The organism is Nostoc sp. NZL, from assembly GCF_015714705.1.
GTDB classification, from domain to species: Bacteria; Cyanobacteriota; Cyanobacteriia; order Cyanobacteriales; family Nostocaceae; genus Nostoc; species Nostoc foliaceum_A.
On record NZ_WBKL01000118.1, the window covers coordinates 39,354 to 51,709 of the forward strand.

Consider the following 12,356-nt stretch of genomic DNA (forward strand, 5'->3'; position numbering starts at 1 on the left):
TGCAAGAATTGCCTAAAATAAGGCAACAGACGCAAACCTGCAAATCCAGATTGAATCTGACTTTCAAAAATTCCGAATTACGTTAGCAACGTAGGAGCGTCATTATCAATTACAAATTACTTTAAGTCCTTTTTTAGCAAGTGAACAATATGGTTCAGACTCCAGTTAAAAAACTAACTTTTGAAGAGTTTCTAGAGCAATACCCTGATGGTGGCATTTACGAACTGATCAACGGAGAGATTATACCAGTGGAGCCAACTAGAGCGCATAAGAATGTGGCAAGGTTTTTAATGCTTGGCTTCAATGATGAAATTAGGCGCTTGGGACTAGATTATATTGCTGATAAAGATATCATCGTTAGGACGTTTACTGATGCTGGGGAAGAACAAGGCAGAAATCCAGATGTGAGCGTAGTTAGTGCATCACAATGGAACAGCAATGTTCTGGCATATGGGGCACTGATTGAGCCGATTCAACTTGCTGTAGAAGTTACCTCAACAAACTGGGATGATGATTATGTTGACAAATTAGATGAGTATCAGCGACTCGGTATCTCTGAATATTGGATTGTAGATTATCTGGCGATCGCTTCTCGTGCTTATCTCGGTAATCCCAAACTCCCCACGGTTTTTGTTTACCAATTGGTTGAGGGTCAATACCAAGCTCAAAAGTTTACGGGTAATGACCGTATTATCTCTACTACTTTCCCCGAACTAGCGTTAACTGTTAAAGAAGTTGTTGCTGCAAGTCAAATCCAAAAACTATGAGAAGTTCTAAAAATGGTATGGACTCCTCTACACGCAAAAATCCATCGCACAATGCGATCGCGCCACTTATTTGAGCGCAACCAGCGTCTATTAATCGCTGTCTCCGGCGGACAAGATTCTCTGTGTTTAATAAAATTACTTTTAGATTTACAATCCAAATGGGGATGGGATTTAGGTATTGCTCACTGCGATCATCGTTGGCGTTCTGACTCTGAAGCTAATGCTCTTCACGTCGAAAACTTAGCTAAAACTTGGGGTATATCCTTTTATTTAGAAACAGCGAACGAACCTATAAATAGTGAAGCTGCTGCACGCGATTGGCGCTATCAAGCTTTAAGTGCGATCGCGCAAACAAATAATTATCAATATATAGTTACAGGACACACAGCTAGCGATCGCGCCGAAACTCTTCTCTACAATTTAATTCGTGGTACTGGTGCTGATGGCTTACAAGCCCTAACTTGGCAGCGCCCTCTAACTACAGGCATTGTGTTAGTGCGCCCACTTTTAGAAATCACTCGTTCACAAACAGAGCAATTTTGTCAAGAGTTTAAATTACCAATTTGGGAAGATTCCACCAATCAAGATTTGCAGTATGCCCGCAACCGCATTCGCCAAGAATTGATACCATATTTGCGACATAATTTCAACCCCCAAGTAGAATCAGCCTTAGCCCAAACAGCAGAACTTCTCCAAGCAGAAGTGGAATATTTAGAAAAAGCTGCCCAGCAGTTTCGAGAAAAGGCGATGTCATGGGGCATTGGGCATGAAGAAGATTCCCTTATTGCTCCTTTTCCCTTAAGGTTAAATCGTCGGGTATTGCAAAAAGCACCGTTGGCACTGCAACGTCGGGTAATGCGACAGGTATTACAGCAAATACTGACTGATGCCCCTAGTTTTGAACATATCGAAAAATTAACGGCTCTAATTATAGCGCCAAACCGATCGCAAACCGATCCATTTCCTGGTGGTGCGATCGCTCAAGTAGAAGGTGACTGGATCTGTTTGAAATAGTTAGGAGTTAAAAGTTATAAGTTAGGAATTTTCATTAATTCATAACTCATCACTCCTAACTCCTAACTCCTAACTCCTAACTCATCACTCCTAACTTGTTAAGATGCTAGTAATTCTGCCTGGGGCATTAGACTCTGGAGAGTATGACGCATCTGAGCGATCGCTTGGACTTGATGATCACCAGTTTCCTGGAATTGATCCAAAGATTCTCCAATTCCTTGCAGCTTTTGCCGTAATCCATCCAGAGAATCCTGAATTGGTTGTAGTGCTTCTTGATAGAGATTCACTCGACCACAGCATTCAGCAGTTGTTCTTCGCAGGGACAGAAGGTTTTCCTCGATCGCTTTCAGTTCTTGGCGCTTTTCATCGAGATCGTGGGTTTGATTGTCAATCATTCCCTGATTTAGCTCAACACCAGAACGAATCTGCTCAATCTCACGTTCCAGCGTTTGGATTTCTTGTGAATATTGTTGTCGCTGGGTTTCAATCTGTAACAGAATCGGTTCTAAATTAACTTTATTACCTTCTTCTTCATCAACAACAGTATGTCCTTGTCGACGTAGCAATACAGCTTGGTGTTGCTTAAGAAACTTCTGATGCTGTAGCATATTGCGGCGTTGTCCCACCAAACTGGAGTTTAGCATCTGATAGAGGTCTTTTTCATCTGTTAGTTCCAGTTCCAAATTCATGTGGTCATGGTCAGATGCGTTATTTATTTTAGTTTGGAGTTCTTCTATAGCTTCTTGTTTATATTTCAGTTCTTGTTCTTGATCGTGAACAAAGGTAGCGTCTATTTCTAACTTATGCTGCAAGTCTTGGACTATCTTTTGTAGTTCTTCTAAAGGCATTTTCTCCAAAGCTTCTACATCAGCTTGCTGGCCTAGAACTACACCACCAGACGTTGCAGCCAAAGAGTGAATCTGTTGATATAACTCTTCGGCATTTCGTAACTGCTCTTTAATTATCCGAGCATACTCTTGCTTGCTGCTAAGGTCTGCTGTATTTATCTGCAATTGGGCTGTGTGCTGAATTAGAGAATTTTGTGATTCTTGCAATGCATTTTGGCGATCGCTAAAGGTTTGTGACAAGCGCTCAACTTCTTCTTGCTGTTGTGCGATCGCAGTTTTTTCCTCCTCCAGTTTTTGCCAGTGCGGGGTAAGAGTAGCTTGCTGCTTTTCGACCAATTCAAAGGCCAGATGCAGCTGTTCTCTTACTGTCTCGGTGGGAGCAACACGACTAGACAAGCGATCGAGTAACTCACTCATTACCCGACTTTGCTCCTCATCCAAAACCGTCCCTTGTTGAACATCCGCTTGACGCTCCTCCAGGCGACGCTGCTCACCCCGCAAATGCTCCCAAGCGCCTTCCAATTCTAGGCGGTTGCGCTCAACTTCTGTTTGTAAGCGTTCAATTTCCTGACGGGATGTGTCAACTTCCTGTTTTTGCTCCTCTAGTTGTTGCAACTCGTCCTCCAATTGTTGCAACTGTTCTGAGCGTACTTCCATGTCCATTTCACGGCGATTCAACTCTTGCGCCTGAAATGTTAACGACTGTTTCCACTGATCAATTTCATCTTCCTTGAGCTTAAATTTCTCCAATTGGCGGGAAAAATTCTGCAAAATGTTGACTAGGGGCCGCCCTGCTTCTTGAATCCGCTGCACTTGACGATTCGGATTCAGTTCAACCAGTACCAAAGCACCATCATTTAATTTGCTTGCGTCCTCAGCGGCAATTACTTCTTCCGACACAGTACTCCAATTCTGGTCAGTTCGCTGACAAGCTAGCAGTTTCAGTTCGGTTTTGGCACCGCCACTGAGTAAACCACCTTTCTGTTTTTGTACTTCTGCTAAATACAGCACACCGTTAGTCCTTTATTGATGCACTTAAAGTTTATGTTTTGGGATATACCTTAAATAATTCTGTTAACTTGCCTCACTGAACCGAAGTTTAGGAGAACAAGACAGACAAAACTATAGACGCGAGATGTTACGTCTTGATACTTATAAAAGCGAGTTAGTCGCGCCTTTATATTTTGTACTGATGACAGTGATGATGACTTCCGTGTTAACACTAGCTTTGTCGAAGTGTATTACGAAAGATTAAGGTTTATAGCTTAATGTATTCCCTAATGACAATAAAAAACAGAGTAAAAATATTTCTAGTACCCCATAATCAATACTTAAGTTAAAGAAGAAGTCATAATTCAGAATTCAGCAATACTTAAGGAGTACTTTTTAGATAAATGCAGGGAAATTTAAATGAAATTGATATTTGCAGTATCCTGCAATTGATTGAATTGGGACAGCGAACTGGGCAACTATGGGTGAGAGCTACTAGCTCTCACCATAACAACAAACTAGGTGGAGACGGAGCAAGCAAATATCGCGCCAAACAACAGTCTTGGTTCGTCTTTTTCCTCAATGGTCAAATTATCTATTGTCAAGAAGGCAATAGTAATTTATCCAGAATTAGCGATTATTTACGTCATTACCGAATTGAGATGCAACTCACCGACAAACAAATTGCCTCTCTACCATCAACCGACTCACCAGAGTATGCCTATCTTTGGGCACTCTTGGAACGGAATATTATCAACCCCAAGATAGCTGGTAGTATCATTCACGGCTTGGTGCATGAAACCCTTTTTGACCTGCTGAGTTTACACCAAGGTAACTTCATTTTCCATCAAGGTGCGGCACTTGCCCCGCAATTAAACACTTTCGAGATTGCTCCATTTGTTACAAAAATTACGAAGCAGGTGCAAGAGTGGAAGCAACTGTATCCACACATTCAGTCACCCGAACAATTGCCAGTGCTATCTGACAAAGTTCAGCTACAATCTTCACTACCAGAAGCAACCGTGAGTAAGCTACAACATTGGGCTGATGGTAAAACATCCTTGCGTCAACTGGCTCGCTATCTCAACCGAGACGTTTTGACAGTCGCTAAGGCAATATATCCATATGTGCAACAGAGTTGGTTACAACTAGTATACTCAGTCACAAACAAACCAGAGACCCACACTGATAGCTGGGAATTGAAAGGAAAAAACAAGGGGCGGATAGTATGTATTGACGATGCGATCGCCATCGGTGAGACTATAAATTCGATCTTACAACCCCAAGGTTATGAAGCGATCGCTCTCACCAATCCTTTAGAGGCACTGAGTCTGGTTTTTCAACTCAAACCGGATTTAATTTTATGCGATATTGCCATGTCGGAATTGGAGGGGCACGAGGTTTGCGCCATGCTGCGACATTCAACAGCATTTCGGCTCACACCAATTATCATGCTCACTGGTAAAGATGGATTTATTGATCGAGTCAAAGCTAGGATGGTCGGGGCTACAGATTATTTAACAAAACCATTTACAGACACTGAGTTACTTATGCTCGTAGAGAAATATATCAACATAGAGTCTCAATAGGGCATGGGGCACATAAATAGATCCAAGATTTGTTGATCTACTAAAAGATCAGGTAAAAGATGTTATCACAGAGTCAGCCAACTCAGTGAAACCTCAATATCTAGGAAAATAGTCAAAAACTAGAATTAATTTATACAGTTAATACTTGCGGAGGAATCAGGGAATGTTCCAAATAGGAACGTCTACATCAGGAGGTAAATAGACATTTATGAGTACAGTTCTGATTGTGGAAGACAGTATCGCGCAAAGGGAGATGATTACAGACCTCCTAAAAGCAACTGGTTTAACAGTAACCCATGCCAGTGATGGATTAGAAGCATTGGAGGCAATTCAAAGCGCACCTCCCGATTTAGTGGTATTGGATATTGTCATGCCCCGGATGAACGGCTACGAAGTTTGTCGGCGGTTAAAATCCGATCCAAAAACCCAAAATGTTCCTGTGGTGATGTGTTCTTCCAAAGGCGAAGAATTTGATCGCTATTGGGGCATGAAACAGGGTGCAGATGCCTACATAGCCAAACCATTTCAACCAACCGAGTTGGTGGGAACAGTCAAACAACTGCTGCGAGGATAAGGACAAAAGCAATATGGTCAGCAAACCGGACTTTTTAAGTGGCAGTGGTCAAGACCATTTCCGACCAGAATTACAAGTAGAAAGTCCTGAAGGTGAGTTACATTTGAGGTTTTACATTCCCTCGCATCAGGAGTTTGCACTACAAGCAACTGGCATCCGAGAGGTAATTGAACTAAGTCCTGATAGAATCACCCCGATTCCTAATGCTTCTCCTTTACTTTTGGGTACTCTAAATTTACGAGGTCGAGTTATTTGGGTAGCTGATTTGGGTCAATTTCTTGGGGAAGCAAGTGCATTAAACACAGATAGAGCTGAAATTCCGGTGATTGCCATTGAAGAGCAAGACACAATAGTGGGTTTAGCAGTAGAGGAAATTGGTGGTATGCACTGGTTGGATGTCCAGAATCTCATGCCACCAACTAGTGTTCCAGATACTATGGCTCCCTTTTTACGTGGAGAGTGGTTATTAGGTGCTAAAAACAATCAGTGTCTACGGCTGCTCGATCAAATGGCAATTTTACGGAGTGCTAGGTGGGCAGGATGAAATTGGAGGAGGAAATGGCAGCAAGTATTGATAATTACGAGCCAACATATCAACAGGCGATGAGCGCCTATGTTCAAAGGAATTATGAGGTTGCCGCCACTTTAGTTGACCAAGTGGTGCAAAATTTACCAAATGACCCCAACTCCCATTTGTTACGGGGTCACATCTACTATGTTTTACAGCAGTACGATGTAGCAAAAGAAGAATATCAACAGGTATTAAGCTTGACTGACGATCAAGAAATTATTGGTTTTGCCAATAATGGAATTGAGAATATCAATCAATATTTACAGTCATTCATGGGGAAGATTGATACATCAGGAAGCCAAGAGCAAATAAATTCCTCAGAAATGTCTGATGCACTGGCATATAGTGAACAAGAATTAGAAGATTTGGGCACTAGTCAGGAGTTTGATAGCAATAACCTTGATTTGAACTTTTTTGGAGAGCATGAAGAAACGCTGAATGGCGTTGAAGAATTATCTTCAAAAAGTCCATTTGATCTACCCACAGAAGATAGTATCGGAACCGGAAAAATATCAGATTCTTCTACAGCTTTTGGTGATGATCCTTTTGCCTTCAATGAAGAATCACAGGAACAAGAATCAAATAGCAGCAGTTGGGAGGAGAAAACAGAATTAGAGTTGCCTGCTTTCTGGCAGGAAGATGTATCAGAGGATAGTCTTGAAGAATCATTAGGAAATAGTCATTTTTCAGAAAATGGGAAAACTTCTTCTCACGGAAGTTCAGTTAGTGACAATAGTAATTCTTCCTTTTCTAATTCACAAACTGGTAATCACGAGAATAATTTATCTGATTTGTTGAGTGAGCCAAAATCTCCAGAGTTTAGTATTGGAAACTTAGAATATACAAAATCTCCTTTGGGAGACGAAACTTTACTGATTATTGAAGAAGAACTTAGAAATAGTTCATCAACAAATAACAACAGTAAATATGATTTGCCGGAAACCGAAGCACATGATTGGTTAAAGTCAAAAAAACTGGGATTAGAGGAAGGTTACCAGCCAGATTTATCTGATGATGCTTCATCTTTTAGTAGCAATATCCCTCTGAAAGAAAAGCAGTTTAAATCAGGTGAATTCATCGGTAAAAATAACTTTGATGACGATGAAAATTTTGATATGGAAGCATTTGAGTCTGCCTTCGGCTCAGAGGGGATAAGCTCTTATGAAGACTCAAACAATATACTGAATGGAGAAAATTCTAAGAGCAATATAGAGTTTTTAGATGACTTTGAGGAATTTGATGATTTAGGTAACATTCCAGGGTTTGACCTGATCGAAGGAGATTCTAACTTCGGCGATCTAGCAATGCATTCTGCTCCATCAGAAACTAGTGGTAGTGGACGCTCTCAAGTCGTGGATGGTTCTGCAAGTAATGCAAGCGATCGCGAAGAGGAACTATTCACCATGACTGGTTCCCATGAAGGAGTTCCAGTTTTTAGCCAAACAGATGTCTCGAAACTAGAACCCAACGTCAGCATCGAGCAAGGATGGTTAGCACCATTAGAGAATGCCTCGATAGAAAGGAAACAATGGTTAATTGCTGGAAGTGTGGGCATTGTCTCCGCGCTGGTTGTAGCCACAGTTAGCTTTGTCGCCACCACATTTTCGCCAGTTCAACAACGAGAATCAGTTCGAAACACAGGTTGGGCAATGTCCCTAGCAGCTGGGATTGCAGGTTTTGCTACCGCAGGCTTTATGGGGAATCTTGCGCTTAAACAAATTCGGCGCACAACCAATGATCTGCAAGCTCAGTTTGAGGCTGTACGCCAAGGAAATTTGAATGCTCAAGCCACAGTGTTTTCCGAAGATGAATTTGGGCATTTAGCCAGTGGCTTTAATGAAATGGCACGGGTAATTTTTACGACCACAAGTGAAGCCCAACGGAAGGCTGATGAACAAGAGGAAGCTAAAGAAAATCTGCAACGCCAGGTAATTCGTCTTTTGGATGATGTGGAAGGAGCTGCTAGAGGCGATTTAACAGTCCAAGCGGAAGTGACAGCCGACGTACTGGGAGCCGTAGCTGATGCCTTTAACCTGACAATTCAAAACCTGCGGGATATCGTCCAACAGGTAAAAGTGGCAGCGAAGGATGTGACAAAAGGTGCAACAAACTCTGAAACCTTTGCTAGAGCCTTATCTAGTGACGCTTTGCGCCAAGCAGAAGAGTTAGCAGTAACGCTGAATTCTGTACAGGTAATGACCGACTCGATTCAGCGGGTAGCAGAGGCGGCGCGGGAAGCTGAAACCGTTGCTCGTGATGCTAGTACGATCGCTCTCAAAGGTGGCGAAGCCGTAGAAAATACCGTAGCAGGGATTTTGGAAATTCGAGAAACCGTTGCCGAAACCACTCGCAAAGTGAAGCGGTTGGCGGAATCTTCCCAAGAAATTTCTAAAATTGTGGCGTTGATTTCTCAAATTGCTTCGAGAACAAACTTGTTAGCACTCAATGCTAGTATTGAGGCGGCAAGGGCGGGAGAAGCTGGACGCGGGTTTGCGATCGTCGCGGATGAAGTGCGCCAGTTAGCAGATAAATCTGCTAAGTCCTTGAAGGAAATTGAACAAATTGTGATGCAAATCCAAAGCGAAACAGGCTCTGTAATGACCGCGATGGAAGAAGGCACACAACAAGTAATTAAAGGGACAAAATTGGCAGAAGAAGCCAAGCGATCGCTCGAAAACATTATTCAAGTGGCGAATCGCATCGATATTCTTGTGCGCTCGATTACCAGCGACACTGTAGAACAAACTGAAACTTCCCGCGCCGTCGCTCATGTAATGCAATCAGTAGAACTCACCGCGCAAGAAACTTCCCAGGAAGCACAGCGAGTTTCAGGTGCCCTACAACACTTAGTAGGTGTATCCCGTGACTTGATTGCCTCCGTTGAACGTTTCCGAGTGGAAACTATGGAAACCAGGTAAAAAAGTTAGGAGTTAGGAGCGAGGAGTTAGAAATAAAAATCACAACTCACAACTTGAAATAAAGTTAGGAGTTAGGAGTGAAAAGTTAGAAATAAAAATTACAACTCATAACTCATAATTCATAACTCACAACTCATAACTCATAACTCATAACTCATAACTCACAACTCATAACTCACAACTTTTGCTATGCTGCCGGAACAACAACAGCGGATTTTGGGTTACTTTATTGAAGAAGCCAGGGATCACCTGAATACCATTGAGCAGGGCTTGCTGAATTTAGAGGGTACTCTGAACGACCCGGAAATGATCAGTGAAGTCTTCCGGGCGGCTCACTCTATCAAAGGAGGAGCGGCGATGCTTGGATTGACTAGCATCCAGCATACATCTCACCGTCTAGAAGATTGTTTCAAAGTTCTCAAAGAGCATCCGGTTCAGGTTGACCAAAAGTTAGAGTCTTTATTTCTTGGTGTATCTGATACCCTGAAAGTGCTGTTAGAGCATTTGAGCGGGCCATTTGGTCTTTCTGAAGATGCAGCTAATACTTTGATGTCAGAAACTGAGCCGGTCTTTCAATGGCTGAATCAGCATTTGGAATTACTTGTAGAACAAGGGAACAGTGGAGTAGCTAGTAGTACTGACGCAACAGAACTACACACAACCTCTGTAGAGAACGTCTCCACACTTACAGAACTTTTCCTGCGGCGAGATATTCCCAGTGTGACAGAAGATGCTCATCAGGAATCTCCAGAAACATCCTTCTCAGTAACACCCCAGCAGGTACAGTCGCCAGTCACCGCCAAAGAAAATAATAATTGGGGCGAATTTCAAGCCCAAGTGCTGCAAAGATTGCGGGAAATGTTGCAACTGTTTAAGCAAACAACAACATCCTCAACTCGACAAAACCTTCAGCAATGCTGTTACCAGTTAGTCAGACTTGGTGAGACTTGGAAGTTATCCAAGTGGTGTGTTTTGTGTCAAGCAGCTGCCAGTGCGATCGGTAATCCTGAAAATACTTATCTGACGTTAGCTAAAATTGTCATTACCGAAATCAAGCAAGCTCAAGAATTAGTCCTGCAAGGTAGGGAAGCCGAAATTGCAATTAGTCAGCAACTAGAAGCACTTTTGAGCTTTGCAGAAATTGAGTTGTTAGAAATAACCCCTGATTTATTTGATGAACAGTCTGTGGTTTTGACAGAATCATCAACTGCGTCAGAGCGAGTTCTATCTGGTAACACCGAGTCATTAGCCCAGACAACTGAAGAACTGAATCTAGACGAGGATACTAGCGATGGCTCCTATCTTCAACAAAGGACACCACTAAACGCTGCAACTCATACTAGTTTTACTTTCACCACACATGACGAAGCACATCCAATTAGTAGCAATCTTGACCCCAATGGCCCAGAAGTAGGAATAGCTGAGTTAAATACCCTTGCCGATTTATTTGAAGGTGATACTCCCGAACTAGATGAAAGCTGGCATCAAGAAGAAACCTTAGATGTTGCCACCGATGACTTTGGAATTGATTTCAGCAGCACTGATGCTGAGGATGCTCATAGCGATTTATCTGATTTACTCTCTTTTGATGAAGACACAAGCAACGAGCAGCATCTAACAACCACAGCTACGACAGAAGATTTATCCCTATTATTTGGCGACAATTTCCTAGAAAAAGAGAATTCAGAATCGCAAAATCAAGAAACATCTGCTACGGCTCTAGAGCTAAGTGATATTAACGTACTTGATATAAATTTAGACTCTTCTTCCCAGGATTTACAAGAATTTATTGATATTTCTAGTGATATAAACTTGCCTCCTAATGTCAACAAAAACGATGTGGTTGAAGATTTATTGACACTGGCACTAGATAATGATATTGAACTATTGCCTACAGGTGAAGTTACTCAACCAGAAACTGAGGCGTTGGCCAGTGTGGAACTATCTACCAACCAACAAAACAGTCTTGATAAATTATTCTTAGAAACTAGAAATGCAAATTGGGTAGAAGAAATTACCTCTAGTGACTATATAGAATTACCCCAGCAAACAGGCTTGTCTTTAGATAACCTATTCGCTGAAATGGAAGAACAGATACTACTGCCTACAACCGAGCCAGAACTCGGTGATTTATTTGATACATCTCCAGCAACAGCACCTGAGTTTTCTCAATCAGAAAATGATTTGAGCAACTTCTGGAACCAGGAAACCACAGAGGAAGAGGACGAATTCAATTCCTTAATTGAGCAGAATGTGGAAAGGGCATTAGAGGAGAGTTTGTTTGCTGCGGCTGATGACATTTTTGCCGATAGTCAGCAGCCAATACCTTCTCCTATATCCAGTTTTGACATAGAAGAAGATTTTGATATCAATTTCCAGCACCAAGAGCAGCTAGATTTGATATTCTCATCGGATTCTGGAGATGATTTATTTGATGAGTTAGCACCGAGTAACTCAACTATTTTCCCTGCAATCAACGATAGCGTACAGCCCTCCATGTCTGAAACGCTGTTGTTCTCGCAGCATCCAGAAGAGGGAATTCTCAGGCCGCAACAACCAGAAGCTTTAGATTTTGTTCCAGAATTTACTAATCACCCCCCAGATATATCTGCTGTTGATCTGGAACTTAATTCATTCAGCCCTTTCGACGAAAACACAAATGAAAATCCCCAACTGTTGTTTGAGGATGTAACTACAGACTCCACCTACATTCAGATGGAAACCACAGATAATACTGTGGATGAACTATCGGCTACAGAAAATTCTCTAGATATTAGTTTTGGTGAAACTTCCGATTCAGCATCACCCCAAGTACAGCCAGATGATTTATTTGGTTTCAATGAAAATCCCCAACTGTTGTTTGAGGATGTAACTACAGACTCCACCTACATTCAGATGGAAACCACAGATAATACTGTGGATGAACTATCGGCTACAGAAAATTCTCTAGATATTAGTTTTGGTGAAACTTCCGATTCAGCATCACCCCAAGTACAGCCAGATGATTTATTTGGTTTCAATGAAAATCCCCAACTGTTGTTTGAGGATGTAACTACAGACTCCACCTACATTCAGATGGAAACCA

At 42.0% G+C, this 12,356-nt stretch carries 8 protein-coding genes; 7 read left to right on the plus strand and 1 reads right to left on the minus strand.

The window, feature by feature from the left end:
- Positions 1–149: 149 nt before the first annotated feature.
- Positions 150–767 (plus strand): Uma2 family endonuclease, encoded by a 618-nt coding sequence (locus F8R90_RS16485; RefSeq protein ID WP_196511640.1) that lies wholly within the window; start codon positions 150–152, stop codon positions 765–767.
- A 12-nt stretch (positions 768–779) separates the two neighbouring features.
- Positions 780–1,781, plus strand: coding sequence for a tRNA lysidine(34) synthetase TilS (tilS, locus tag F8R90_RS16490; RefSeq protein WP_196511641.1), 1,002 nt, complete (start codon positions 780–782; stop codon positions 1,779–1,781).
- A gap of 98 nt (positions 1,782–1,879) precedes the next feature.
- Here tilS and hmpF read toward each other — a convergent pair whose 3' ends face one another.
- Positions 1,880–3,640 (minus strand): pilus motility taxis protein HmpF, encoded by a 1,761-nt coding sequence (gene hmpF, locus F8R90_RS16495; protein ID WP_196511642.1) that lies wholly within the window; start codon positions 3,638–3,640, stop codon positions 1,880–1,882.
- A gap of 383 nt (positions 3,641–4,023) precedes the next feature.
- On the opposite strand from hmpF, the gene F8R90_RS16500 reads away from it, so the two are divergent.
- The 5 genes from F8R90_RS16500 to F8R90_RS16520 form a co-directional block, all read left to right on the plus strand.
- Complete coding sequence (locus tag F8R90_RS16500) at positions 4,024–5,208, plus strand: response regulator (protein ID WP_196511643.1); 1,185 nt, start codon at positions 4,024–4,026, stop codon at positions 5,206–5,208.
- Between the two features lie 208 nt (positions 5,209–5,416).
- Positions 5,417–5,782 (plus strand): response regulator transcription factor, encoded by a 366-nt coding sequence (locus tag F8R90_RS16505; RefSeq protein ID WP_191759837.1) that lies wholly within the window; start codon positions 5,417–5,419, stop codon positions 5,780–5,782.
- Positions 5,783–5,795: 13 nt separating this feature from the next.
- On the plus strand, positions 5,796–6,326 hold the full coding sequence (locus F8R90_RS16510; protein WP_190891733.1) for a chemotaxis protein CheW: 531 nt from the start codon (positions 5,796–5,798) through the stop codon (positions 6,324–6,326).
- A 14-nt stretch (positions 6,327–6,340) separates the two neighbouring features.
- Positions 6,341–9,271 (plus strand): methyl-accepting chemotaxis protein, encoded by a 2,931-nt coding sequence (locus tag F8R90_RS16515; RefSeq protein ID WP_196511644.1) that lies wholly within the window; start codon positions 6,341–6,343, stop codon positions 9,269–9,271.
- Between the two features lie 189 nt (positions 9,272–9,460).
- Positions 9,461–12,356: Hpt domain-containing protein (locus F8R90_RS16520; RefSeq protein ID WP_196511645.1), on the plus strand; the 2,896-nt coding region annotated here is incomplete at its 3' end.